Source organism: Candidatus Aeolococcus gillhamiae (assembly GCF_016464765.1).
GTDB classification, from domain to species: Bacteria; Chloroflexota; Dormibacteria; order Aeolococcales; family Aeolococcaceae; genus Aeolococcus; species Aeolococcus gillhamiae.
In genome coordinates, this window is the sequence record NZ_JAEKNS010000134.1 from 23,099 (window position 1) to 47,333 (window position 24,235).

The following is a 24,235-nucleotide window of genomic DNA, read 5'->3' on the forward strand; positions in this document are numbered from 1 at the left end:
CCGTCGACGCGCTCAGGCGCGCGCCACACTGGCGCTGCGCCGTGACAGCGAGTCGATGGCGACCGCGACGAGCAGGACCAGGCCGGTGACGATGAACTCCCATTCCACGTGCAGCCCGAGCAGGAACATGCCGTTGTAGATGCCGCCGATCACCAGGCCGCCGAGCAGGCCGTGCAACACGCGGCCTCGGCCACCGAACAGGCTGGTCCCGCCGATCACTGCCGCCGCCACCGCGTACAGCGTGAGCTGGCCGCCGTTGATGTTGTTCGATGCGCCGCCGAGGTACGAGACGTACAGGATTCCGGCAATCCCCGCGGTGACCGAGCACAGGATGAAGGCGATGGTACGGATGCGCGCCAGGCTGATGCCCGCTCGTCGGGCTGCTTCGGGATTGCCGCCGATGGCGTAGATGTAGCGGCCGAATCGTGTCCTCTCCAGGAGCAGCATCCACAACGCGAATACCCCGAGCACGACCGGGATGACCCAGGGCACGCCGGCGACCGTTCCGAAATTGGCGCGGTTGACGTTGCAGATGGCCACCACGACCACCCCGACCACTGCGATGGCCACGATCTTGATCATGGTGAGCGCGCGCGGCGGGGCCACCAGCCCGCTGCGCCGGCGACGCGCGTCTCGCAACCACAGGCTCACGCTGAGCAGGCCGACGATGATGATCATCACGATCCAGCTGATGGTCGGGTCGATCCCGCTGCCATTCATGAGGTCGTAGAGCGCCTTCTGGTTTGGCGAGTTGCCGTTCAGGCTCGGGTAGCCCGAGAAAGGCCCGAAGCTGAGGACAATGAGCACGACTCCGTTGAGGATGAGGAAGCCGGCCAGCGTGACGATGAAGGACGGAACGCGCACGCGTGTGATCACGGACCCCATTACCAAGCCCCACAAGGCAAGGGCCAGCAGTGCGGCGGCGATCGCGGCTAGCCAGTGCCAATTGGTTGTGCTCGGCTGCACCAGCTGCACCGCGATGACACCGGCGAGGGGTCCCGAGTAGCCGACGGAGAGGTCGATCTCGCCCAGCAGCAGGACGAAGCACTCCGCCATGGCCAGCACCATGAATACCGCACTCTGCTGGAAGAGGTTGACGAGGTTCTTGGGGTCGAGGAAGACGTTACTGGGGCTGATCGCCTCGAAGACGATGGCGATGAGCACCATGCCGACGAGAACGGGGAGCACTCCGCTGTCGCCGTTGCGCACGCGAGCGGCCCAGCCGCGGAGATACTCGCCAAGGGACTGGGCGACCAGCGACGGTGGAACCACCAGCTCCGCCGCGGCAGCAGCCTCGGCGGTCTCCGGCGCCGGCGGCTCCTCCCCGGCGCTCTGCAGCGCTGTCACGGGTTCGTCGACACGAGCCATTCGCTCAACTCCCCTGTGCGGCAGTGGCACCCGCTGCCGTGGTCTGGCTCGACGCTCCGGTCGTCATGTACTCGACAAGGCTCTGCCGGTTGAACTCGCTGGCGTTCGCCTCCGCGACCATGCGGCCGAGGTGCATCACAGCGATCCGGTCGGCCACCTCGAAGACATCGTTGAGGTTGTGCGAGATGAGCATCACCGCCAACCCGTTGTCGCGGAGGCGCCGCACCAGATCGAGGACCTGCCTCGTCTGGTTCACGCCGAGCGCCGCGGTGGGCTCATCGAGGATGACCAGCTTGGAGTTCCACATCACCGCCTTGGCGACGGCGACGGATTGCCGCTGGCCGCCGGACAGGGACGCAACCGGCTGGCGGATCGACCTGACCGTGGTGACGCGCAGTCCGGCCAGCGTCTTGCTGGCCGCGCGCTCCATCGAATCCTCGTCGAGCAGGCGGCGCCGGACGATCTCCCGTCCCAAGAACATGTTCTGGACGATGTCGAGGTTGTCCGCGAGAGCGAGGTCCTGGTACACGGTCTCGATGCCCAGCCGCGAGGCGTCGCGGGCGCTGCGGATGTGCACCGGCTTTCCCTCCCAGCTGATCTGCCCGTGGTCGGGCGGATGGATGCCGGAGATGCACCGGGTGAGCACGGACTTGCCGGCGCCGTTGTCGCCGCACAACGCGGTGATCTCGCCGGCGCGGAGGTCGAGGTGGACCTTGTACAGCGCCTGCACGGGACCGAAGTGCTTGTCCAGGTCGCGCACGGTGAGGAGGGCCTCGGCGCCTGCCACGGCGGTGGTGACTTCGCTCATGTCAGCCCTGCCCGGTGACCGCGGGCTGAGACAGGCGGCACCTCATCGCGATCGGCATTATGGTCCTCTCGTTGGGAAGGTGTGGGGCACCCCCGCGCCCAGCGCGGCGGTGCCTCCGGCAACGGTTTTTGCCTACGGGGTGATCCCGGCGGCGGAGCAGACGCTCGTACCCACCGCGGTGCACAGCGTCGAGGCGGACACGAACTTGTCCTTGATGACGGTCGTGGCCATGTTGGTCGCGTCGACCCACTGCGGGGTCAGCAGCGACGCGGGCTCGGCCGTGCCACTCCCGGCCTTAGCAGGCTGCGTCGTGGCGTTGACGAGGGCGGGAGGAGGAGTCTGGCCAGCGCGCAGGATGGTCGCCAGGGCGACGGCGTCCTGGGCCTCCAAGTAGACGGCCTTGTACACGGACCCGCACTGGAAGCCCTGCAGAATGTTCTCCATGCCCTGAAGGGTGGCGTCCTGACCGGTGGTGGGGATCTTCTTGGCGCTGACGCCGGCGTTCTTCAGGACGGTGATGACGGCGTTGGCAAGTCCGTCGTTGGCCTCGATGGTGGCGTTGATCTCCTTGTGCGCGGTGTACTGCTGCTGGAAGATCGTGCCGCCGGTGGCGTTGACCCAACCCGGGGTGATCTGGTCACCGACCAGCAGTGCCCCGTTGGCGCCGGTCTTGCCAGCGGGCTCAGGAGTGGTGGTGTCGCCCCAGACGACGGAGTTGTAGCCCTGGGCGAAGGAGACCGCGTTCGGGTCCGTGTCCTCGCCACCGTTGAGCGTGAAGACCTTCGGGCTGGTGACGCTCCAGGACTGCAGGCACGACTGGAATCCGGTACCGATCAGCTTGCCCACCTGGACGTTGTCGAAGCTGACGTAGTAGGTGTTGGTGCCCTGGAAGGTGGCGCGGTCGTAGCTGATTGCTTTCACGCCGTGCGACTGCGCGAGCTGCTGGATCTGCGCGCCCACGGTGCTGTCGAGCGGGTCGTACACGAGGACGCTGGCGCCCAGCGTGATGTCCGCCTGGGCGTCTGCGAGCTCGGTGGCGTCGCTGCCCTGGGCGTTGTCGATCTTGAAGTCCGAGCTGCTGTACCCGGCTGCGGTGAACGCCTGGGTCAGGTACGGGGCGTCGAAGTTGACGTACCGGGTCGACGAGGTCGTGTCAGGGAGGATGACACCGACCAATCCCTTGCCGGCCGAGTGCAGGTCCTTGAGCTGGCTCATCACGGAGAACGAGCTGTCGAAGGACTTGACGCTGAGGCCCGACGGGACCGTTGCACCACTTCCCGACGAGGACGGCGACGTCGTGTTGTTGCTGCTTCCGCACGCTGCGGCCACAGCGGCCACGCCGACCACCGCTCCCCATCGTGTCGCCCGGGTGAGCGTGCCCGAGCTTCTGCTGTTGATCCGCATGCCGAGGTCCTCCTGTAGCTAGCCGGCCAATGAGATTTGATGGGCGGATGCCCTGTCAGTGGAAACCAATTGGTCGCGGGCACCGTACGGCGCCACGCTGTCCCCTTCCTGGAGCGCGAGCGCGAGCGCGCCAAGGACGCCGGCGCGCTCGGAGAAGGCCCCGGTGGTGATCTTCGGGGCGTGGGCGGGGAGCGCCATGGTGCGCCGTGCGATCGACTCGCGAATCGCCGACAGCAGCACCTCGCCGGCGCCGGCGAGCTCTCCGCCAACGATGATCAGCTGTGGGCTGAGCAGGTTGCACAGGTTGGCCAGCGCCACGCCGATGTGCCGTCCCGCATCGGTGAGCACGCGCCGGCAGCCCACGTCCCCCTCCTCGCTGAGGCGGAGCAGGTCGGTCACGGTGAAGTCGTCCGGATAGCTCCTGCGCAGCAACTCGAGCAACGCCGGAGAGGCGGCGAACACCTCGAGGCAGCCTCGGTTGCCGCAGCGGCACAGCGGGCCGTCCTCCTCGATGGTCGTGTGTCCGATCTCGCCCGCCGAGCCGGCAACACCCCGGTATAGCTGCCCGTTGAGCACGAGGCCCGCGCCGATACCGGTCGACACCTTGACGTACGCGAAATCGCTGAACCCGCGGCCCACTCCCCAGAGGCCCTCGGCCAGCGCTCCCAGGTTGGCGTCGTTGTCGACGGTGGTTCGGACCCCGAGCGCTTCCTCGAAGGCCGCAGTCACGTTGAACCCGGCCCAGCCGGGGAGGATCGCTGAGGAGAGGGTGCGGCCAGAGTCGCGGTTGGTCGGCCCGGGCACGCCCACCGCGAGCACCTGGACGTCTGAGATGTGTGCGCCGGCGTTGGCGAGAAGCTCTCGGAACACGCGCGCCGCCTCCGACACGCTCACGGCCGCCTCGTGGCCGTACGCGAGGGTCACATAGGCCTCGCCACGCACGGTGTGGGTGAAGTCCGCGACCGCTGCACGGATGTGGCGATTGCCGAAGTCGATCCCACCGACGAGGCCGGTCGATGGCTCGAGGCTCACCTCGGCGACCTTGCGGCCGTTGCGGTGCACCTCTGAGGTGCGCGCCAGGCCTTGGCTGGTCAGCTCGCGGACGATGTTGGACACCGAGGCATGCGAGAGACCGGTGGCACGCGAGATCTCCGCCTGGGTCAGAGGACCGTTCAATCGCAGCGTGGTCAGTGCCTCATGACGGTTGGCGCGCCGAAGATCCGTCAACGAACCCCCGCTACGCCGCCCAACCATGCCGCGGACTGTGCGCATCCGCGATGGCCACTGTCAAGCTTTGACGGCATTTGTCCGCCGCTGCCCCTTCGGCCGTCAGATCTTGACGGGGCTGGTTCAGGGGGCAGCGCCAGGCGGTTCGGCCTTCGCTAAGGTTGCGGCGACATGGCCGACGAACCCGAAGAACAGGTCTCGTGGATGGCGGTTGGTGCGCATCTTCCCGTCATCGCCAGCGACGGTACGGAGGTGGGCCACGTCCTCGAGGTGGCGGCATTGCCCGAGGAGGACATCTTCCACGGGATCGTGTTCTCGCATCGCCAGCACGGTCGCACTTACATGGCCCCCGCGGCGGACGTCGCCCGCATCACCACGAAGGCCGTGTACCTGAGCGTCGACACCGCCGCGGCCGAGCAATACGAGGAGTTCCATCAGCTGCACATCTCCCGGCTGGGGCTGCGGGGCATCCTCAACTGGAAGCACATGGGGTGGAAGGACTCGGCGGAGTAGCGGGCGGACGCTCACGCAAGGAATTGCGGCTCGGACTCGTGCTGCGCCGCCGGCGGCGCATGCACCTAATCGCGAGCTAGCGCCTCGACGCGGCTGCGGATCTCGTCGCGGACGATCTGCACCGCGGACTCGTCCCGGCCCGCAGGGTCATCCAGCTCCCAATCGACATAGCGCTTGCCCGGGATGAACGGGCAGGCGTCACCGCAGCCCATGGTGACGACCACCTCGGCCCACTCGGCGTCGGTATTCGTCAGCGGGCGCGGGATGCGCTCGCTGAGGTCGATGCCGACCTCGCGCATGACCGCGACCACCTCCGGATGCAGAGTGTCAGCTGGATCCGACCCCGCCGAGCGCGCCTCTCCACCGAGGCTCTCCCAGAATGCCTGGGCCATCTGCGAACGCCCGCGTTGTGTACGCACACGAACAGTGCGCGGGGAAGGGTAGGCTGGGTCATGAGGCTTCCTCATGGGGCATGACGACGACACGCTGGGTGTCGACAAAGGTCGGGTAGAGAAGCCGGATCGCGCCGAAGGCGACGATGGACCCGACGACTTGGAAGATCACGAACCCTGGCACGGACCCGGGTGAGATCCCTGCGAACGTGTCCGAGAACATGCGCGCGATGCTGACGGCGGGGTTGGCGAAGCTGGTCGACGCGGTGAAGAAGTACGCGCCCGTGATGTACGCGCCGACCGCGAATGGCGCCATGTGCGCGCGCCGGCTCCGCGCCAGCCCGAAGATAACCAGCAGCAGGCCAAAGGTGGCGACGGCTTCGGCGAGCCACAGACCACCCCCGCTCCGTGCCTTGTGCGAGATCTGCAACGCCGGCAGCGAGAACATCAGGTTGGCGACGACGGTGCCGGCGCATGCGCCTGCGACCTGCGCCGCGACGTAGGCGGCGAGCTCAGCCCGGCGCAGGCCGCCGAACGCTGTGTCCACGAGGCTCACCACCGGGTTGAGGTGCGCGCCGGAGACGGCCCCAACCGCGAGGATGATCGCCGCCAGGGCCGACCCGGTGGCGAGTGCATTCTCGAGCAGCTGAAGGCCGGTATCCGACGGGCTGAGCCGCTGCGCGGCGATGCCCGACCCCACCACGGCGATGAGCAGCAATGCGGTGCCGACGAACTCGGCAAGGGCTCGGCGTGTCAGCAGCACGGGGCGGTGGCACTCCTCCCATCAGTTGCGCAGGCGCCGGCCCCGCACGTGCCGTTCGCGCGCAGGGTCGTGACGTGTGATCCATCAGCTTCGCCGCGCACGGTGTACACCTCCCAAGGCGCCCCGTCCGGATCGCTCACCCACACCTTGTCCTGGAGGGCGTAGCAGCACTCGACGCCGTCCTCGACGGCTGTCTCCAGACCGGCGGCTGCAAGACGTCGGGTGGCGGCGACGACCTCCTCGGTGGAGGAGACCTCGACGCCAATGTGGTTGAGCGTCGCGCCGGCGTCGGCCGACTCGATGAGCACGAGCTTCAGCGGTGGCTCGGCGATCGCGAAGTTGGCGTACCCGGGACGGCGCTTGGCCGGTTCGGTGCTGAACAGCTTCGAGTAGAACGCGACCGCCGCATCCACGTCGGTGACGTTGATGGCCAGCTGAACGCGAGACACGGCTAGAGGCACCCGCCGACGCACGGGCACTCACAGGGACACGGGCAATCACACGGCACGGCACACCTCCTATCGATGACTGTCGATTGATTGTGTCCAGATGCTACACCGTCCCATCGACGCGTGTCAATGGGTATGATGCGCCGATGACCACCGTGAGCGAGCTGCCGATGGCGACGACCCGCGTCAAGGGCTGCTGCCAGGAGCTGAGTGAGCCCTTGCCGGCGGCGGTGGTCGATGAGGCCGCTGCGCTGCTGCGCGCCCTGTCCGACCCCACCCGGCTCCAGATGCTGGCCATGCTCGCCCAGGCGGACGAGCCCATCTGCGTGTGCGACTTCACCGCGGCCTTCGACGTCGGCCAGCCAACGGTGAGTCATCACCTCGGCAAGCTCCGCGATGCCGGGCTGGTCACCAGCGCCAAGCACGGCATCTGGGCGTTCTACGCTCTGTCGCCGAAGCTGCCCGTGATCGCGCAAGCGGTGCTCGCCGGGCTGCTGTAGCTCAGGCGGGGATGGGCACGGCGGTGCCCGCTACCCGGATCCCGCCCGAGCCCGGGTCGATCTCCACTGCGATAAGGCTGGGGCGCCCCATGTCGTCGCCCTGGTGGATGGTGATCGTCGCCGGCGGCTGAACAGCGCCGAGCTCGCGCAGGTAGGCGCCTAGGGCGGCGGCCGCGGCACCGGTCGCAGGATCCTCGACGACACCGCCGACGGGGAACGGCACGCGTGAATGGAAGATGGCGGGGCCCTCGCGCCAGACGAGCTGGATGGTGGTCCAATCCTCGGCGGTCATGAGCTGGCGCAGCCGTTCGAAGTCATAGGACAGCCTCGACAGCAACTCGCGCGAACGCACCCCGAACACGAGGTGGTGCGCGCCGGCAAAGGCGATGCGCGGTGGCAACTGCGGGTCGATGTCGTCCTCTTGCCAGCCAAGCGCCGCAAGGGCTTCGGCGACAATCGCCGCCGGCGTCTCGCTCACCGACGGCGTGACGCTGGTGAGTGTCGCGACGGTCCGCCGACTCCCATCCGCGTGCACGCGCACGGCCACCTCGCCCGCCGGTGTCTGGAAACGCAGCTCGCCACCGGCACCCTGATCGGCGAGCGCGACCGCCGAGGCGATCGTCGCATGGCCACAGAACGGAACCTCGGCGACCGGGCTGAAGTAGCGGATCGTGTAGTCACCAGGTCGCGGCAACGGCCACAGGAACGCCGTCTCGCTGTAGCCGACGTCGTGTGCGATTCGCAGCAGCGTCGCGTCGTCGAGTCCATTGGCGTCGAGCACCACCCCGGCGGGATTTCCGCCGCTGGGATCGTCGGAGAACGCCGTGTAGCGAAGAACCTCGACTCCGTTGTCCATCTCAGCCTCCCTGAAGCCGCGTCACCGCCCGGGCACGCCACGAGCGCCGCCCGGTGCGCCGTTCCACGTCGTCAGCGCCGCGCATGGCGCGCACGCTGGTGTTGACGCCCAGCCAGCGCAACGGCTCGGGCTCCCATCGTCGCGAGTGGTGCTGGACCCAGGGCAAACCGATCAGCGGCGACTCCCGGTCGAGGATCAGGTCGGCGAGCGTGCGGCCCGCAACATTCGCGGCGGTCACACCGTCGCCGACGTACCCGCCCGCCCAGGCAAGGCCCTTAGAACGGTCGATGCCCACCGACGGATTCCAGTCCCTGGCCACACCGATCGGACCTCCCCAGCGGTGCGTCACGGCAACTCCGCGGGTCTGGGGAACAAGGTCGTGCAGGGCCTCCTCGAGAGCGCGGAAGACGACGGGTTCGCGGTCGAAATCCTCGCAGATGCGCGAGCCGTAGTGGTACGGCGCTCCGCGCCCGCCAAAAGCGATGCGATCGTCGGCGGTCCGCTGCGCATAGATGAGCAGGTGGCGGCCGTCATTGACGGTCTCGCCCCGCGCCCAGCCGATCTCCGCCCACGCCTCGCTGGACAGCGGCGCCGTGCCGATCATCAGCGAGTAGAGAGGCAGGAGGGCTCGCCGCTCGCCGCGAAGGGTCGCGGTGTACGCCTCGGTGGCGCGCACCACCACCTTGGCCCGCACCGTTCCCCGAGATGTGAGAGCGCGGTGCGGTTGAACCTCGAGGACTGTGGTCTGCTCGGCGATGCGCCCGCCCAATCGCTCGACCGCTCGCGCGAGGCCGCGAACCAGCTTGGCGGGGTGGATGCGCGCGCAGTTCGGGGTGTAGGCGGCGCCACGGCACTCGGTGACCCGGATGCGCTCCGCAACGTCGCCGGCGTCGAGCCAGCACAGCGCGAGGTCCGCGTCTGCGCGCCGCTGCGAGTGAGCCACCTCGTCGCGCAGCTCCGCCTCCTGCAGCGACGTGCGGGCCAGCTTCAGCTGGCCACCGCGCAGCATGTCGGCCTCGACCCCCTCGCGATCGAGGGTTGCCGCGATGTCAGCGATGCCGTCGACCATGGCGCGGTGCATGGCGTTGGCTGCAGCCCTGCCGTGGCGGCGGGCAAGCCGAGCCCATGGCACTGGGAATAGATCACTGCACCAGCCGCCGTTGCGGCCGCTGGCGCCAAAACCGGCGATCTCGCGCTCGAGCAGCAGAACGGACAGCGTCGGGTCCTTCTGCAGCAGCGCATACGCGGTCCACAACCCGGTGAAGCCCGCACCGACGATGGCCACGTCGACATCCTGATCACCGTCGAGCTGGGCACGCGGGGTGAGGTCGTCATCAACGTAGTCGAGCCAGAGACTGAGGCCGCGGTAGTGCCGAGCGCTTGCGACCGTCACGCCCCGATGTTGGACATCACATGCTTGATCCGCGTGTAGTCCTCGAGCCCGTACAGGGACAGGTCCTTGCCGTACCCGGAGTGCTTGAAACCGCCATGCGGCATCTCCGAGACCAACGGGATGTGCGTGTTGATCCACACGCAGCCGAAGTCGAGCAGGCGGGACATCCGCATCGCCCGGCCGTGGTCGCGCGTCCAGACGCTGGACGCCAGGCCATACTCGACGCTGTTCGCCCAGCGCAGTGCCTCCTCCTCGTCGGTGAAGCGCTGCACAGTGACCACCGGGCCGAAGATCTCCTGCTGGATGAGCTCGTCGTCCTGGCGCACCCCGGCGATCACCGTGGCTTCCTGGAAGAAACCGGGTCCCTCCGCCGCTGCGCCGCCCACCGCGACGGAGGCGTGGCTGGGGATCCGATCGAGGAATCCTCGGACCCGGGCGAGCTGATCGCGGTTGTTGAGCGGGCCGTACGCTGCGTCGACGTCGTCGGGAGGACCGGTGTGAGTTGCGCGTGCCTGTTCGGTGAGCGCCGCGAGGAATTCGTCGTGAACACGCGGCCCGGCGAGCACTCGGGTGGCAGCCGTGCAGTCCTGGCCCGCGTTGAAGTACGCGGCGCCGGCGATGCCCTCAGCGGCCAGCTCGACGTCGGCGTCGTCGAAGACGATGACCGGCGCCTTGCCGCCGAGCTCGAGATGGACGCGCTTGAGGTCAAGTGCCGCCGCCTGGGCGACCTCGCGTCCCGCGCGCACGCTGCCTGTGATCGACACCATCGCTGGGATCCTGTGGGACACCATCGCGGCCCCCGTCGTACGATCGCCGCATACGACGTTGAAGACACCCGGCGGCAGCACCTCGCGGGCCAGCTCCGCCATGCGCACGGTGGTCAACGGCGTCGTGTCGGACGGCTTGAGCACGACCGTGTTGCCGGCAGCGAGGGCTGGTGCGAACTTCCAGACAGCCATGAGCATCGGGTAGTTCCATGGAGTCACCTGGCCGCACACTCCGACCGGCTCGCGACGGATCCAGCTGGTGTGGCCGGCCATGTACTCGGTCGATGCGCGACCTTCGAGACACCGCGCCGCGCCGGCCATGAAGCGCACCGTGTCGTGGAGCTGCGGAAGCTCCTCGCTCTCCGTCAGTGCAAGCGGCTTGCCCGTATTGCGGCATTCGAGCTCGACCAGCTCGCGGCCGTGGGCCTCGAGGATGTCGGCGAAGCGGAGCAGAGCGAGGCTGCGCTCCTTCGGAGTCGCGTCGCGCCAGTCGGGAAAGGCATCTGCGGCAGCGTGGTAGGCAGCGTCGACGTCCTCCGCGCTCGACAGCGGCGACTGCGCGAACACCTCGCCAGTGGCGGGATTGACGATCGGGAGCGTGCCGCCGTCCCTGGTCTCCACCGACTCGCCGTTGACCACGTTGCGCACCGTCTCGACCGTCACAGCCATGTCCGAAACCCCCGATGTGAAGTGACCGCGTCAGAACGTGCGCGGCGTGTTGATCCAGAGCACCCGGGTGACCACCTGGCCCGGGTTCCACCAGCGGTGTCTGCGTGTCGACTCGAAGCAGAGCGACATCCCGGCCGCCACGTCGAACTGCTCATGGCGGTCGAGTGTGATCGAGAGCGTGCCTTCGAGCACATAGAGGAACTCCTCGCCCTCATGTGCGTACTCGCCACCGCTGCCCTGACCCGGCTCCACGCTGAACCGCTGCGGCTCGAGCAGCTCGGCGGTGCCGGAGAGATCCTCGATCCGCACACCGGGGATGGGGATGTCCATCGGCGCCAGCTCACCACCGAGAACGCGGCACGCCGGCGCAGCCACGGCGACGAGCGCTGCCACGGTGGTCCCCAGCGCGGCGCTCAGCTTCTGCAAGGAGGCGATCGATGGCTGCACGACGCCACGCTCGATCTCCGAGACCAGGGAGGGCGAGACCCCGGCGGCTGCGGCCAGCGCGCGCAGCGACATGCCGTTGTCGTTACGCCTGTCGCGCAACCGCTTGCCGAGGCCAGTGCCCACATCGGACGATGCGAGTCGTGGTGCGCGGCGCGTCGTTCGCGCCGCCCCCACACGCAATCGGCGTGCGATCGCGTGAACAGCGAGCCCATCCACCTCGCGCAGCCGGTGCACCTCGCGGGCACGGGTCACGTCGGTCGGGTCGTATCGGCGCCACCCTGCGGCGCTTCGCGATGAGCGGACCAAGCCGCGCTGCTCCCAGGCTCGCAACGTGGAGGGGCTGACACCGACCATTCGTGCGACCTCGCTCACCGAGTAGCGCACCGCTGCTGGGGTGCTCACCACCGTCTCCCACATCCCCGTGGACCCACTTGACGAGCCTAGCATCCGCCGCTTAGGGTGTGCGCCGGCCCTTGCAGGTGTTCTGCAAGATGGTCCTTGGGCAGATCGGAGGTGGGTGGATGGCCACGGTCGCGGAGCCGATAGTTCACGAGCGGCGCGTCGAGTCGCAGCTCAAGACCAACACCCTGAATCTCTTCGACACGACGGTGATCGCCACCTCGAGCGTGGCACCCGCATACAGCCTGGCCGCGTCGGTGGCGCTGGTCTTCGCCTTTGTCGGGCTCGCGTCGCCGGCGGCGATCCTGGTGAGCTTCATCCCCGTCCTCTTCATCGCGATCGCGTACTACTACCTCAACCGGATGGATCCGAACTGCGGCGCCTCGTATTCGTGGGTGAGCCGCACGCTGAACCCGTACATCGGGTGGTTCTCGGGTTGGGTGCAGCTGGCCGCAAACGTGCTGTTCTGCGCCTCCGCGCCGATCGTGGCCGGCGCATACACCATGCAGTTGCTCAACAGCGTGTTCCCGGGCCAGATCAGCGCCGACGCCGCCGGCAACAAGTACTGGATCGCCGGCGTCGGGGCGGCGTGGCTTGCGCTGGTGACGTTCATGGTGGTCCGTGGCATCCGGATCACGGCGAATTTCCAGTGGATCCTGGTCGCCATCGAGTACCTGATCGTGCTTGGGTTCGCCTTGGCGGCGATCATCAAGGTGATCGGCGGTCAGCACGCTACCAACGCGGTCGCGTCCAGCTGGTTCAACCCCGGCTCCGTGGGTTTTGGGGCACTCGCCAGCAGCCTGGCGCTTGGTGTCTTCTTCTTCTGGGGATGGGACACTGCGGCCAACGTGAACGAGGAATCCAAGGCAGCCGACGAGAATCCCGGGCGCGCCGGGATCATCAGCATGTTCATCCTGCTTTTCATCTTCCTGATCGCGGCGATCGCGATGCAGCTGGTTATCAGCCAGGACGCCTTCGCCGATCCGAACAACTCGACGAACATCCTCTACTACTTCGCGCAGCAGCTGGCGAGCTCGCCGCTGACCTACCTCATGATCCTCGCGGTGGTGTCCTCGACGGTGGCGACCATGCAGACGACGCTGCTGCCCTCGAGCCGGCTCAGCTTCTCGATGGCGCGTGACGGAGTCTTCCCAAAAGCTTTCGCAACGGTGCACAGGAGCTGGCTCACGCCCTGGGTGGGAACGATTATCACCGCCGTCTTCGCGCTGGTGGTCATCGTGGTGACGTTGCTGTCGGACAGCGTGAGCACTGTCTTCGCCAACCTGATCCTCAACATCGGCGTCCTGGTTGCCGTGTACTACGGCGTCACCGGGATCGCGTGCACCTGGGCATTCCGCAAGGTGCTCGCCAGCGGAGCCAAGATGTTCATCTTCGCCGGGCTCCTTCCGTTCATCGGCGGCGTGGCATTGCTCGCGCTGAGCGGCTTCATTGAGTACCAGTCGTGGACGACCGACATCACCACGGCGATGCCGGTGCTGGTGACCATGGCCCTGGGAATCCCGCTCTTGATCCTGGCGGTGGTCACGAACCGCTCCGGATTCTTCCGCCAGAAGACCGTCTCCTACGTCATGGTTGACGGCAGGCTCACTGCAGCGCCGACGGCCTCCGTCAGCTAGGCGCCGTGCTCATGAAGCACCACGCCAACGCTGAGCTCCAGAAGGGGAGGGAACGTTCCGTCGCGCGCGGAATGGGGTCAACCATGACCGGGTTCGCCCACTCCGCGGCTGGCACCACCCTCATCGACTCCGATGGCAAGCGTTTCCTCGACTTCGCCAGCGGCATCAGCGTCAACAACCTCGGCCATGGCCATCCCGACGTGGTCGCAGCCATCCACCGCCAGGTGGATCTGCTGATCAACTCTGGCGGCCCGGTGATGATGCCGGACGTCTACGTCGAGCTCTGCGAGCGACTCTGCGCGCTTGCTCCGGTTCCGAAGCCGGCGCGGGCACTGTTGCTCAACAGCGGCGCGGAGGCGGTCGAGAACGCGGTGAAGGTGGTGCGGGCGGCCACCGGCCGGCCGGCGATCATCAGCTTCCAGAACAGTTTCCACGGGCGCACGCTGATGGCGATGAGCCTGACGGGGAAGGTGCATCCGTACAAGCAGAACTTCGGGCCGTACGCGACCGAGGTGTACCAGGCAGCCTACCCCTACGCGTATCACGACCAGACGGCAGACGCGAGCCTGGAGGCGCTCGCCGCGCTCTTCGCCTCGCAGGTGCCACCCGACCGGGTGGCCGGGGTGATCGTGGAACCCGTGCAGGGTGAGGGCGGCTTCGTCGTGCCCCCCGATGATTTCCTCCCCCGGCTCGCACGCCTGCTCCATGAGCTCGACATCCCGCTGATCGCTGACGAGATCCAGACTGGGTTGGGGCGCAGCGGTGAGATGTTCGCGGTGAACCACTGGGGTGTCGAGCCCGACCTCGTGCTTCTCGCCAAGTCGCTCGGGGGAGGGCTGCCGCTGGCGGCGGTTGTCGGGCGCGCCGAGCTGATGGACGCACCCGCGCCGGGCGGCCTCGGCGGCACCTTCGGAGGCAACCCGGTGGCTTGCGCGGCAGCGCTGGCGGTGCTCGAGGTCATCGAGCGCGACGGCATCTGCGCACGTGCACGACACGTCGGCGAGACTGCCATCCAGCACATGCGACTGATGCAAGAGCGCCACGACTGCATCGGTGACGTGCGCGGCATCGGCGCGATGACCGCGATGGAACTGGTTCACAACCGCTCTAGCCGTGAGCCGGCCCCGGAACTGGCCATCGCTGTTCTGCGCGAGGCGCACAGCCGCGGCCTCGCGCTGTTGCGCGCGGGGCTGTACGACAACGTCATCCGCCTGCTCATGCCCCTGACCATCAGCGACGACGAGCTGTCCAAGGGCCTCGAGATCCTCGAGCAATCAGTCGAGTCCGCCACCGCCGCTGAACCGGCGACCCTCACGAGGAGGCAACATGTCCGCTGACGCAAGCAGCCCGAGGGGCCCGTGGCCGACGTCGTCGAGCAGTCCGCCCGGGCGCAGCACCAGCAGCGCCATCGACCCCAAGCGCGTCGCCGAGCTCACCGAGCGGGAGGAGCGCGAGTTCCTGGCCAAGCGCCAGCGATCGCGTGAGCTCTGGCAGGGTGCGACCCACTCGATGCCACGCGGCGTCCCATCGTCGTTCCAGGACACCCCACCGCAGCCGGTGTTCATCGACCGGGGCCAGGGAAGTCATGTCTGGGACGTCGACGGCAACGAGTACGTCGACTTCCACAACGGCTTCGGGGTCATGGTGGTCGGCCACGCGCACCCCTCGGTGGTCGCCGCCGTCAACGACCGCATGGCGCGCGGTTCGCATTTCGCGCAGCCGGTTGCCGAGGATGCCGCGGTCGCAGAGGAGCTCACGCGGCGGTTCTCGCAACCGCAGTGGCGGTTCACCAACAGCGGCACGGAGTCAACACTCGACGCGGTGCGGCTGGCACGAGGGTTCACCGGGCGCGAGCGGCTCGTCAAGATCGAGGCCTCGTACCACGGCCACCACGACTCGCTGATGGTCAGTGTGGAGCCGGCCCCTGACCTGATGGGCCCCGTCGACCATCCCAACTCCGTCCCGTATTGCGAGGGCATCCCGCGGGCCAACGTCGACCTGGTCACCGTCGTTCCGTTCAACGATCTCGACGCCTTGGAGCGTGCCTTCAGCCACCACGACGACATCGCCGCCGTGGTCGTCGAGCCGGTGATGATGAACATCGGCATCGTCCTGCCGGATGACGGCTATCTCGCCGGGGTGCGCGACATCGCCCACCGCCACGGCGCCCTGCTCGTCTTCGACGAGGTGAAAACGGGCGTGACCATCGCCCCCGGTGGAGCGTCGGAACGATTCGGCGTCACCCCCGACATCGTCTGCCTCGCCAAGGCGATCGGTGGTGGTCTGCCATGCGGCGCCATCGGCGGACGCGAGGACGTGATGGCCACGATCACCGACGGGCGTGTCGCCCAGATGGGCACGTTCAATGGCAACCCGCTCACCACGGCGGCGTCGCGCGCCACCCTCCTCGAGGTGCTCACACCCGGCGCGTACGCGCATTTCGATGCGCTCGCCGAGGAGCTGCAGGGCGGCCTGGACGGCATCATCAGCGAACACGACCTGCCGTTCCATGCTCTCACCCTCGCCGCACGCGGCTGCGTGACGTACCGCAAGGAGAAGGTGCGCAATTACCGCGACTACCTCGACATCGACAAGTCGGTGCCGTACCTCTCCTGGCTGTACCAGAGCAACCGCGAGGTGCTGATGGCGCCCGGCGCCGAGGAGAACTGGACCCTGTCGGTGCAGCACAGCGAGGCGGACGTGCGACGCTACATCGACAACTTCGCGGAGTTCGCTCGCGACCTGACCAGCGCCTAGCCTTCGCCAGCGCCAAAGGCTGACTCACGACGGTACCGCCTGCCTATGCTCCACCCCGCCCGCCGCGGGAGCGGGTGCCGGGCGGAGGAGGAGGAGCGGCGCCGTGAACGTCTTGCGGACCAAGTCGATCGAGCAGTCGATCGAGGACACCGAGGACGCCGAGAACGGCCTGAGGCGGAGGCTCGGCCCCATCGACCTGACGGTGTTCGGCGTCGGCGTGATCATCGGCACTGGGATCTTCGTGCTCACCGGCAAGGCCGCCGGCGTCCAGGCCGGCCCCGCGGTCGCCCTCTCGTTCGTGGTCGCCGGCATCGCGTGCGGGTTGGCGGCCCTGTGCTACGCGGAGTTCGCCAGCACCGTCCCGGTGGCGGGATCCGCCTACACCTTCTCGTACGCGACGCTCGGCGAGATGGTGGCGTGGATCATCGGCTGGGATCTCATCCTCGAGCTGGCGCTGGGCGCGAGCACGGTGGCCGTGGGTTGGTCGACCTACGCGGTCGACCTTCTGAAAGCCGGCGGGATCACCATCCCGAGCGCGCTCATCGGTGATGGCCACAACGTCATCGCGGCGGCGATCGTGCTGGTGCTCACCGGGGTGATCTGCTTCGGGATCAAGGTCTCGTCACGGTCAACCTGGTCGTGGTGACCATCAAGGTGGCCATCGTCCTCTTCGTGATCGTGGCCGGGCTCTTCTACATCCACGCCGCCAACTACTCGCCGTTCATCCCACCGAGCGGGACCATCCCGTCAGGCGGCGCCACCGTCACCAAGTCGCTGTTGCAGGACCTCGGGGTGGCGCCCGGCTCCTTCGGAATCAGCGGCATCTTCACCGGCGCCGCGCTCGTCTTTTTCGCCTTCATCGGTTTCGACATCGTGGCCACCGCGGCCGAGGAGACGAAGAAGCCGCAACGCGACCTGCCAATCGGAATCATCGCCTCGCTGGCCATCTGCACCGTGCTGTACGTGGCCGTCTCGCTGGTGGTGACCGGGATGGTCAAGTTCAACCACATCAGCATCGCCGCACCGCTCGCCGCAGCCTTCCGCTCGGTCGGCCACCCGGGTTTCGCCAACATCATCTCGGCGGGCGCGCTCGCGGGCCTCACCACGGTGATGATGATCCTCATGCTGGGGCAGAGCCGGATCTTCTTCGCGATGAGTCGCGATCACCTGCTGCCCGCGGCCTTCGCAAAGGTCAACAGGCGCACCGGAGCACCAGTTCGGACCACCCTGGTGACCGGCGCCGTGGTGGCGGCGGTGGCGTTCTTCGTCCCACTCGCCGACCTCGCCGACCTCGTCAACATCGGAACGCTGTTCGCCTTCGTCCTGGTGGCGATCGCCGTCCTGATATTGCGACGCACGCGCCCCGACCTCAAGCGGGCATTCCACACTCCGGGCATGCCGGTGACGCCGGTGCTCTCCGTGTTCGCGTCGGTCTACCTAATGCTCAACCTGCCCGCCCTGACCTGGTTGCGGTTCGTCATCTGGATGGCGATAGGGCTGGTCGTGTATGCATCGTACGGGGCGAGGCACAGTCGCGTCGGTCAGCGAAGAGCCGCCAGCTGACCGCGCGCACGGCCCCCACGACGACCTGACTGTCAACGCCATCGTCGATCGGCTGCTTGCCTAGGGCAGGAAGAGCATCGAGTCACCGAACTCGTGCCAGAGATAGCCGGCGTCCACCGCGGTTGCGTAGGCGTCGGCGACCATCTTGGGCCCGGCGACCGCCTCGAGCAGCAGCAGGTGACTCGACTCCGGAAGGTGCAGACCCGTGATCAGGCCGCTCACCACCCGTGCCGGGCGGTCAGGCTCGAGAACGAGATCCGTCCAGCCCTCACCGCCCCGTATCTGGCCATCCGCCGCCACCGTCTCGAGGGCGCGCACCACCGTGGTGCCGACGGCGACGACGCGCCTGCCGGCGCGACGTGTGTCGGCGACCAGCCGGGCCGTGCTCACCGGCACGGAGTAGCGCTCCGGTGCCGGGGGTTCGTGGAACTCCGGGCTCGAGACGCCAGCGTGCAGTATCAGAGGGGCGACAGTGATCCCGGCGGCCATGAGACGAACGAGCAGCTCGGCGGTGAAGGGCCGACCGGCGCTCGGCATCTCCGCACTGCCGGGCTCATCCGCGTACACCGTCTGGTGGGCGCTCAGCGGAAGGGAGTCGGCGAGGTGGCCGTACGCGATGGGGCGTCCGTGCACGCCGAGGTACGGCACTGGCTCCGTTGTCGGAGTGACAGACACCACCCAGAGCCGCGTGGGAGCGGACGCAGAGTCCGGATGCGGGCGCTCCAACGTGAGGGCCACGCCACCGGGAAGTCGAAGCACCGAACCCGCGGCGCCGCCCCGGTCGGGCCCGCGGTTGTCAGCACGGCGGACCTCAACGATCCAGTGCGCCGGGTCGAGCCAGCCGGAAAGATGCACGCGCGCAGGCTGGCCATCCTCGCGCTCGGCGCGCAGCGCGGCGGGCACGGTCGCCGACGTGTTGACCACCACCAGGTCGCCCGCCTCGAGCACCTCAGGAAGGTCGCGGAACCGGCGATGGGACAAATCGGCACGCGTTGCCACGAGAAGGCGCACGCCGTCGCGTGCGATGCCGCGCTGTTCCGCCGGCACCGCCGCCTCGAGCCCTTCACGCGCGATGAACCGAGTGTGGGGGCGGGCCATGCCCCGAGCCGGCGCGATCATGGGGAGGTCGCCGAGTTGGCGAGCTCGCCCACCGTGTAGCGACCGCTGGGAAGCTCGCCCTCGACCAGGCGCACCAGTGACGGGACGACACTTTCGGCGGTGGGCCGATCGCTGATGTCCTCACCGGGGAATGCCTGCTGCTGGAGGTCGGTGCGCATGTCGCCGGGGTCGAACGCGTAGACGCGAAGCCCGGGATGCTCGACGCCGAGGATGGCGGTGATGTGGTCGAGCGCCGCCTTGGACGACCCGTAGCCACCCCAGCCCTCGTAGGGCTCCGTCGCCGCGTCGGACGAGACGTTGATCACCCGGCCCTGACGCTCCGCGAGGTGGGGGAGGAGAAGCTGCAACAGCGCCACGGGTGCGAAGGTGTTGACCGCGTAGACGGCCGCGAGCGCCGCGAGTGGATACTCGGCGAGCCGTGGTTGGGGGCTCGGCCCCAGCACGCTGGCGTTGTTGACGACCAGGTCGAGGCCGCCGGCAGCCGCCACGGCGGCGGCGATGCGTCCACGATGGTCGGGATCCGCGACGTCACCGGGAATTGCGCTGACAGACGCCGGTTCAGGCATCGCTGCGGCGGCGGCCGCAAGGCGGCCGGCATCACGGCCGTCGATGACTACGTGCCACCCGCGACGAACCAATTCGGTGCTCAGCGCGTGGCCGAGCCCGCGCGAGCCACCGCTGACGTAGGCGACCCGCGGAGTGGGGGTGGTCCGGCTGGAGGTTGTCATGTCGCCAGGGTAGAAGTTAAAGTAAGCCTTATGTCAAGTGGGGTGAGCGTGCGCAGTGACGACCACCTTCCCATTGGCGAGGTGGCGCGCCGGGCGGGCTTTGCCGCCTCGGCCCTGCGCTACTACGAGAAGGAGAGCCTGATCAGCGGAGCGCGCAGCGACGGGGGCCAGCGCCGCTACCCGCGCAGCGTGCTTCGCAGGCTCGCGTTCATCCGGGCCGCCCAGAATGTTGGGCTGTCGCTCGACGAGATCCGGGCCGCGCTGGCCGCGCTGCCCGAGTCGCGCGTTCCGACCAAGGCCGATTGGGCGCGTCTTTCCAGCTCCTGGCGCAGCCGGCTCGACGAGCAGATCGCTGGGCTCGTGGCGCTGCGCGACGGACTGTCTACGTGCATCGGTTGTGGGTGCCTGTCGCTCCGCCGCTGCGCACTGTCCAACCCCAGCGACGTCGCCGCTGGGGCTGGCGCAGGCGCGCGGTTCCTCCCCTCGTCTCTCCGGCGACCCTAGGGCGCTACGACATGGAGCACCCGCCGGCGTGGTTGCTCCACTCCGATTCACGATGTACGGATGATCGTTGGCGTACAGGTCGGCTCCGGCCCCGTTGGTGGCGCCGAAGATGAGCCTCGACCAGGCCGCCGTTGTACCGCAGGTTGTTCGAAGCCGCGGCTGCCGCGTTTGCTGCCTTAGCGGGTCTCGCGGCGAACCCGCCAGACGACGAGAGCGTCACAAGGTGGTCGGGGGCTCTTGCTAGGCTGCTCCGATGGCCTCGCCCGACGTCCACGTCCTCGGCCGCACCGCCGGCTCTGATGACAGCGACGAGACCGCGAGCGTCGCCACCGCCGGCAGTGTCGACACCCGGTGGAGCGTCGCCACCGCCGGGAGCGTGCGCACGCGCGCCAGTGTTGCCATGGCGGGCAGCGTAGCGACCTACGCCAGCGTCGCCACCGCTGGAAGCGCAGGGACTGCGGCCAGCGCGATGACCGCCGGCAGCGCGGCGACCGTGGCCAGCGTGGCCACCGCCGGAAGTGCGCTGACCGTCCTCAGCGCCGGCGTCGCCGGCTCGGTGCTCAGCGTTCTCTCGGTCGCGTTGCGTGGCTGCGTGGCGTGCGTCGCCTGCGTGCGCTGCACGCGGTGTATCGCCTGCTTTCGCTGCGTTGACTGCAGCGGCCTGGTCGGAGCCGTGGGCAGCACCGGCGTGCACAAGGGCTAGGCGTGCCGTCCCGGGCCGTCTGCGAAGTGCGTCAGCCGGAGGTCTGCCCGGTCTGGTGTGCCTTCTTGGCCGCTTCCCGGCGCGCCGCCTTCCCTGTGGAGGGAGCCTTGGGCTTCTTCTGCTGTTTCTTGGGCGCGCCGCGCGTCTTCTCGCTGGCCATGTGGGCTGCCTCCAGTGGGATTCGAGTGGACGTGTTCCGCCCCTGGAACGCTACATCACCTCGGGGTGCCGGGTGGCACAGCGTCAGCTACGCGAGCCGGTGTTCTCCGCGACACTCACCGCCGCCGAGGCGGCCCGCCGGCCGGTCAGCAGCACCGGCCGGGCAACGAATTGATCGTCGCGCTCGATGCGACCCGGCGCCACGTCGCCGCCGAAGTACGCCGGGAGGAAGAAGGCGTAGAGGAACGCGGCGAAGATGGTTTGTGCGCCAAGGACGCAGAGGACCAGCGCGGCGATGCCGGGCCGCACCTCCTGCAGTGGTCCGAAGCCCTCGGTGGCCCACTTGATGGCAATGGCGGCGCCGGCGAGGACGCCGATGCCGAGCACGCCGGCGCCGCCCAGCAGCGTTCGCTCGATGGTGAGACGGCGGTTGACGAAATCGGACAACCGGTCAGTGACCCCGGTCGGTAGCGGCAGACAGACGCGCACCAGCACCCCCAGCTGAATCATCTGCCAGCCGATGATGGTCAGGACGGCACCGACGAGCATGGGGTGCAGGACCAGGTTGATGGGCCCGAGGTGCACAGGGCCGAAGGTCATGGGGATGACCAACGCGAGCCCGAGCACAAAGGCGAAGATGCCGGGGATCAGGTACAGCCAGGTTGGGCTCGCCAGCAGCAGGAACTTGAGGTGGCGCCACCCGTCGGGCCACGTCTGCAGCTTGGATTCACCGACGCGTGGGTGGTACGGGATGGGCATCTCGCCGACCCGCAGCTTGGCCCGCGCGGCCTGCACGATCATCTCGGAGGCGTACTCCATCCCCGGCGTCCTCAGCCCCAGCGAGGCGTAGGCGCGCGCGTCGATCGCGCGCATCCCGCTGTGGGCGTCCGAGACGGTGATGTTGAAGAAGCGGTTGAGGAGCCGGGTCAGGATCGGGTTGCCGATGTAGCGGTGCTTCCATGGCATCGCCTTCTTGCCGATCGCACCCATGAGCCGGCTGCCGATCACCATGTCGGAGGTGCCGTACAGAACCGGGTAGGCCAGCTCAGGAATCGCCTGCATCGGGTAGGTCCCGTCCGCGTCGGCCATGACCAGGACCTGGCCGCGCGCGGCGGCCATCCCTGCGTGGTAGGCGTTGCCGTACCCGCGCACTGGCGCGCTCACGACGCGGGCACCGGCGGCCTCGGCGATCTCGGCGGAGGCGTCGGTGGAACCGTTGTCGGCGACGATCACCTCGCCATCAAGTCCGGCCTCGCGCAAGGCAGCGAACGCCTCGCGGATCACCGTCCCGACCGAGCCGGCCTCATCGAGGCACGGGAGGACGACGCTCACGAGGGGGGAGTCGGGGTCGGCGGCCCGCCGAAGCTCGAGCATCTGCCGCCCCGCCCGGTCGACGGTCGCGACAGGCGAAGGCGCACGGCGTCGCGGGACACCCACCGGCAAGAAGGACTTCACATCCCTTCTAACGACGGACCATGCAATCCCTTGCAGCGTGCGACGAGATCACCCGTGGCCGGCCACAGAACCTCTCAGCCGAGCCAGCCGTCGAGTGTGACAGCGACGCGCGCCATGACGGCTTCGGTGGGATCGCCGGGCTGGACCTCATAGTTGTCCGTGCGTGGGCCCGCCGCGTACTGCCAGATCAGGAAGCCCGCGATGCCCGCGCCGAATTGAGCCTGCAACTTCTCCTTGAGGAACGAGGCACGCTGCGCCAGCGACGCCGCCGTGACCGGCCCGCCGGTGCTCCCATCCGCGGCGATCGACGCCTGGAGGCCGACTTCGCCCGCGAAGATCGGCTTGTTGAGCGAATGGCACTGGTTGATGCGTACTGCAACGCCGTGCCACTGGTCACCTGGCAGCCCGCCGCGGCCGAAGTAGTCATGGTATTCGCAGATGTCGATGAGGCCGGAGTGGAGGTTCAGGAAGTCGGACGTGCTCGAGGTGCCGCACTGGCCTGTGGCGATGGTGCCAAGGCTCACCAGGTGGCCTCGGTCATTGACCTTGATGATCCCGGCGACGTCGTCGGCGAAGGAGCGAAGAGCGGCATTGGCGGCCGCGTCCTCACAGGCACTCCCGACGCCGTCGAGGGCCTCGGCCTCGTTGACCAGCTGCCAGAAGGCGATGGTCGGGTTGTTCCGGTAGTGGGCGGCGATCGCAGCGGCGTAGTCCCGGTACGACAGGCTGTAGCCGTAGTCGACGGCGCGATATCCCGACTGGTACCAGGCGAGCGTGCGGTACGGCGCCTGCCCGGCCGGCCACGGTTCGCACGCCGCCCACTGGTCGGCGAGGACCGGGATCACCTTCATCCCACGCGCGGCAGCGGCCGACAGGACGTGATCGAACTGGCTCCAGTTGCCGGGCCCGCCGTATGCCTGCATGAACCAGGTCCGCACCACGGTTGCCCCGGAGTTGTTGCGGATCTCGTCCAGGGCCGCGGCCACGTCAGCGCTGCTCTGCGCACCACCGCACTGGTGGCCGGGCGACGCCGAGGTCAGGCGGTAGTCGTCGTAGCCGGCAAACTGCCAGGGACTGCCGTTCAGCATCAGCGAGGTGCCGTTGCGGCTGACCAGCCCCGATCCACCGGCGGCACCGGCTGAGGGGCCAGCCGATGCGGTCGGATGCGCGCTTGCGGCGGAGGGGTTCGAACCCGCGGCGCCGCCGGCGCTCCGTTGGCCGGCGGTTCCTGACAGACCAGTGGAAGGGTTGTTCCCGGACGCCGACGTCCCTGCGGCCGACGGGAGGGAGTGGAGGAGGTCCGCGCCGAATCGAAGGGTGCCGTCAGCGTTGCCGTGCGGCGTCTCGCCTCCCGCCGCGAAGCCGGCGCAGCAGAGCACCGCCGCCAGGAGGGGCGCGCCGACCACCGATCGGTGGCTGAGCTGGCGCAGGCGGGCAAAGGGGCGGGAGATGGCTGGTCCTCGTCATCGACGGTCCGTGGGGCCAGACCGGGGGGCGATGCCGATTCACCGTATTCGGGGCAGGGACTCGCTGCGGTGACCTTCGGCTAACGCTCATGCGACGAACCGGGTGCCATGGCGCGCTCGCTGCGTGCAAGTTTTCCCGTAGGGCGGTCGTTCTTGTGGGTGAACTTCCGCGGAGCCTTCTCAGGTGGC

At 68.4% G+C, this 24,235-nt stretch carries 23 protein-coding genes and 1 pseudogene; 8 read left to right on the forward strand and 16 right to left on the reverse strand.

Annotated elements, in window-relative coordinates; genetic code table 11:
• Positions 1-12: 12 nt before the first annotated feature.
• The 4 genes from JF886_RS13405 to JF886_RS13420 form a co-directional block, all read right to left on the reverse strand.
• Positions 13-1,347 carry a sugar ABC transporter permease gene (locus JF886_RS13405; RefSeq protein WP_337313278.1) on the reverse strand — a complete coding sequence of 445 codons (1,335 nt, stop codon included), beginning with the start codon at positions 1,345-1,347 and terminating at the stop codon, positions 13-15.
• 25 nt (positions 1,348-1,372) lie between these two features.
• Positions 1,373-2,176: an ATP-binding cassette domain-containing protein gene (locus JF886_RS13410; protein ID WP_337313280.1), complete on the reverse strand. Its 804-nt coding sequence runs from the start codon at positions 2,174-2,176 to the stop codon at positions 1,373-1,375.
• Between the two features lie 132 nt (positions 2,177-2,308).
• Complete coding sequence (locus JF886_RS13415) at positions 2,309-3,580, reverse strand: substrate-binding domain-containing protein (RefSeq protein ID WP_337313282.1); 1,272 nt, start codon at positions 3,578-3,580, stop codon at positions 2,309-2,311.
• Between the two features lie 18 nt (positions 3,581-3,598).
• Complete coding sequence (locus JF886_RS13420) at positions 3,599-4,852, reverse strand: ROK family transcriptional regulator (RefSeq protein ID WP_337313285.1); 1,254 nt, start codon at positions 4,850-4,852, stop codon at positions 3,599-3,601.
• Between the two features lie 126 nt (positions 4,853-4,978).
• On the opposite strand from JF886_RS13420, the gene JF886_RS13425 reads away from it, so the two are divergent.
• Positions 4,979-5,320, forward strand: coding sequence for a hypothetical protein (locus JF886_RS13425; RefSeq protein WP_337313287.1), 342 nt, complete (start codon positions 4,979-4,981; stop codon positions 5,318-5,320).
• Positions 5,321-5,385: 65 nt separating this feature from the next.
• Here JF886_RS13425 and JF886_RS13430 read toward each other — a convergent pair whose 3' ends face one another.
• From JF886_RS13430 to JF886_RS13440, 3 genes are read right to left on the reverse strand one after another with little or no spacing between them, the layout of a single operon-like run.
• On the reverse strand, positions 5,386-5,712 hold the full coding sequence (locus JF886_RS13430; protein WP_502711435.1) for an arsenate reductase/protein-tyrosine-phosphatase family protein: 327 nt from the start codon (positions 5,710-5,712) through the stop codon (positions 5,386-5,388).
• A 58-nt stretch (positions 5,713-5,770) separates the two neighbouring features.
• Positions 5,771-6,475, reverse strand: coding sequence for an MIP/aquaporin family protein (locus JF886_RS13435; protein ID WP_337313288.1), 705 nt, complete (start codon positions 6,473-6,475; stop codon positions 5,771-5,773).
• Positions 6,466-6,924: an ArsI/CadI family heavy metal resistance metalloenzyme gene (locus JF886_RS13440; RefSeq protein ID WP_337313291.1), complete on the reverse strand. Its 459-nt coding sequence runs from the start codon at positions 6,922-6,924 to the stop codon at positions 6,466-6,468. The genes JF886_RS13435 and JF886_RS13440 overlap by 10 nt, the downstream gene beginning before the upstream one ends.
• A gap of 146 nt (positions 6,925-7,070) precedes the next feature.
• Here JF886_RS13440 and JF886_RS13445 point away from each other — a divergent pair, with 146 nt between their 5' ends.
• Entirely contained in the window at positions 7,071-7,424 is a 354-nt protein-coding gene (locus tag JF886_RS13445; RefSeq protein ID WP_337313292.1) for an ArsR/SmtB family transcription factor, read from the forward strand.
• A gap of 1 nt (position 7,425) precedes the next feature.
• On the opposite strand, the gene JF886_RS13450 is transcribed toward JF886_RS13445, so the two are convergent.
• From JF886_RS13450 to JF886_RS13465, 4 genes are read right to left on the reverse strand one after another with little or no spacing between them, the layout of a single operon-like run.
• Positions 7,426-8,280, reverse strand: a complete 855-nt coding sequence (locus JF886_RS13450; protein WP_337313293.1) for a PhzF family phenazine biosynthesis protein — start codon at positions 8,278-8,280, stop codon at positions 7,426-7,428.
• A 1-nt stretch (position 8,281) separates the two neighbouring features.
• Entirely contained in the window at positions 8,282-9,673 is a 1,392-nt protein-coding gene (locus JF886_RS13455) for an NAD(P)/FAD-dependent oxidoreductase (protein ID WP_337313295.1), read from the reverse strand.
• Positions 9,670-11,109 carry a gamma-aminobutyraldehyde dehydrogenase gene (locus JF886_RS13460; RefSeq protein WP_337313297.1) on the reverse strand — a complete coding sequence of 480 codons (1,440 nt, stop codon included), beginning with the start codon at positions 11,107-11,109 and terminating at the stop codon, positions 9,670-9,672. Before JF886_RS13460 ends, JF886_RS13455 begins: the two co-directional genes overlap by 4 nt.
• A gap of 30 nt (positions 11,110-11,139) precedes the next feature.
• On the reverse strand, positions 11,140-11,958 hold the full coding sequence (locus JF886_RS13465) for a helix-turn-helix domain-containing protein (protein WP_337313299.1): 819 nt from the start codon (positions 11,956-11,958) through the stop codon (positions 11,140-11,142).
• 119 nt (positions 11,959-12,077) lie between these two features.
• On the opposite strand from JF886_RS13465, the gene JF886_RS13470 reads away from it, so the two are divergent.
• From JF886_RS13470 to JF886_RS13485, 4 genes and pseudogenes are all read left to right on the forward strand, one after another.
• Complete coding sequence (locus JF886_RS13470; protein WP_337313301.1) at positions 12,078-13,592, forward strand: APC family permease; 1,515 nt, start codon at positions 12,078-12,080, stop codon at positions 13,590-13,592.
• Between the two features lie 11 nt (positions 13,593-13,603).
• Complete coding sequence (gene gabT / locus JF886_RS13475) at positions 13,604-14,929, forward strand: 4-aminobutyrate--2-oxoglutarate transaminase (protein WP_337313303.1); 1,326 nt, start codon at positions 13,604-13,606, stop codon at positions 14,927-14,929.
• Entirely contained in the window at positions 14,919-16,349 is a 1,431-nt protein-coding gene (locus JF886_RS13480) for an aspartate aminotransferase family protein (RefSeq protein ID WP_337313305.1), read from the forward strand. Before gabT ends, JF886_RS13480 begins: the two co-directional genes overlap by 11 nt.
• A 103-nt stretch (positions 16,350-16,452) precedes the next feature.
• Positions 16,453-17,912, forward strand: a pseudogene (locus JF886_RS13485) (amino acid permease).
• Between the two features lie 60 nt (positions 17,913-17,972).
• Here JF886_RS13485 and JF886_RS13490 read toward each other — a convergent pair.
• Positions 17,973-19,031, reverse strand: coding sequence for an S-adenosylmethionine:tRNA ribosyltransferase-isomerase (locus JF886_RS13490; RefSeq protein WP_337313307.1), 1,059 nt, complete (start codon positions 19,029-19,031; stop codon positions 17,973-17,975).
• Positions 19,028-19,759: an SDR family NAD(P)-dependent oxidoreductase gene (locus JF886_RS13495; RefSeq protein ID WP_337313309.1), complete on the reverse strand. Its 732-nt coding sequence runs from the start codon at positions 19,757-19,759 to the stop codon at positions 19,028-19,030. Before JF886_RS13495 ends, JF886_RS13490 begins: the two co-directional genes overlap by 4 nt.
• Positions 19,760-19,807: 48 nt before the next feature.
• Here JF886_RS13495 and soxR point away from each other — a divergent pair, with 48 nt between their 5' ends.
• Entirely contained in the window at positions 19,808-20,263 is a 456-nt protein-coding gene (gene soxR, locus JF886_RS13500; protein ID WP_337313349.1) for a redox-sensitive transcriptional activator SoxR, read from the forward strand.
• Between the two features lie 253 nt (positions 20,264-20,516).
• Entirely contained in the window at positions 20,517-20,966 is a 450-nt protein-coding gene (locus JF886_RS13505) for a hypothetical protein (RefSeq protein ID WP_337313312.1), read from the forward strand.
• Between the two features lie 31 nt (positions 20,967-20,997).
• On the opposite strand, the gene JF886_RS13510 is transcribed toward JF886_RS13505, so the two are convergent.
• From JF886_RS13510 to JF886_RS13520, 3 genes are all read right to left on the reverse strand, one after another.
• Positions 20,998-21,126: a hypothetical protein gene (locus tag JF886_RS13510; RefSeq protein ID WP_337313314.1), complete on the reverse strand. Its 129-nt coding sequence runs from the start codon at positions 21,124-21,126 to the stop codon at positions 20,998-21,000.
• An 83-nt stretch (positions 21,127-21,209) separates the two neighbouring features.
• A complete protein-coding gene (locus JF886_RS13515) occupies positions 21,210-22,457 on the reverse strand; it encodes a glycosyltransferase family 2 protein (RefSeq protein ID WP_337313317.1) in 1,248 nt (415 codons plus the stop codon).
• A 197-nt stretch (positions 22,458-22,654) separates the two neighbouring features.
• Complete coding sequence (locus JF886_RS13520) at positions 22,655-23,986, reverse strand: cellulase family glycosylhydrolase (protein WP_337313319.1); 1,332 nt, start codon at positions 23,984-23,986, stop codon at positions 22,655-22,657.
• Positions 23,987-24,235: the final 249 nt, after the last annotated feature.

Coding starts and splice junctions, on each gene's coding strand:
- JF886_RS13410 (WP_337313280.1), bottom strand. CDS start 2,176: ATGAGCGAAGTCACCACCGCCGTGGCAGGCGCCGAGGCCCTCCTCACC.
- JF886_RS13415 (WP_337313282.1), bottom strand. CDS start 3,580: ATGCGGATCAACAGCAGAAGCTCGGGCACGCTCACCCGGGCGACACGA.
- JF886_RS13420 (WP_337313285.1), bottom strand. CDS start 4,852: ATGCGCACAGTCCGCGGCATGGTTGGGCGGCGTAGCGGGGGTTCGTTG.
- JF886_RS13425 (WP_337313287.1), top strand. CDS start 4,979: ATGGCCGACGAACCCGAAGAACAGGTCTCGTGGATGGCGGTTGGTGCG.
- JF886_RS13430 (WP_502711435.1), bottom strand. CDS start 5,712: ATGGCCCAGGCATTCTGGGAGAGCCTCGGTGGAGAGGCGCGCTCGGCG.
- JF886_RS13445 (WP_337313292.1), top strand. CDS start 7,071: ATGACCACCGTGAGCGAGCTGCCGATGGCGACGACCCGCGTCAAGGGC.
- JF886_RS13450 (WP_337313293.1), bottom strand. CDS start 8,280: ATGGACAACGGAGTCGAGGTTCTTCGCTACACGGCGTTCTCCGACGAT.
- JF886_RS13460 (WP_337313297.1), bottom strand. CDS start 11,109: ATGGCTGTGACGGTCGAGACGGTGCGCAACGTGGTCAACGGCGAGTCG.
- JF886_RS13470 (WP_337313301.1), top strand. CDS start 12,078: ATGGCCACGGTCGCGGAGCCGATAGTTCACGAGCGGCGCGTCGAGTCG.
- gabT (WP_337313303.1), top strand. CDS start 13,604: ATGAAGCACCACGCCAACGCTGAGCTCCAGAAGGGGAGGGAACGTTCC.
- JF886_RS13480 (WP_337313305.1), top strand. CDS start 14,919: ATGTCCGCTGACGCAAGCAGCCCGAGGGGCCCGTGGCCGACGTCGTCG.
- JF886_RS13490 (WP_337313307.1), bottom strand. CDS start 19,031: ATGATCGCGCCGGCTCGGGGCATGGCCCGCCCCCACACTCGGTTCATC.
- JF886_RS13495 (WP_337313309.1), bottom strand. CDS start 19,759: ATGACAACCTCCAGCCGGACCACCCCCACTCCGCGGGTCGCCTACGTC.
- JF886_RS13505 (WP_337313312.1), top strand. CDS start 20,517: ATGGCCTCGCCCGACGTCCACGTCCTCGGCCGCACCGCCGGCTCTGAT.
- JF886_RS13510 (WP_337313314.1), bottom strand. CDS start 21,126: ATGGCCAGCGAGAAGACGCGCGGCGCGCCCAAGAAACAGCAGAAGAAG.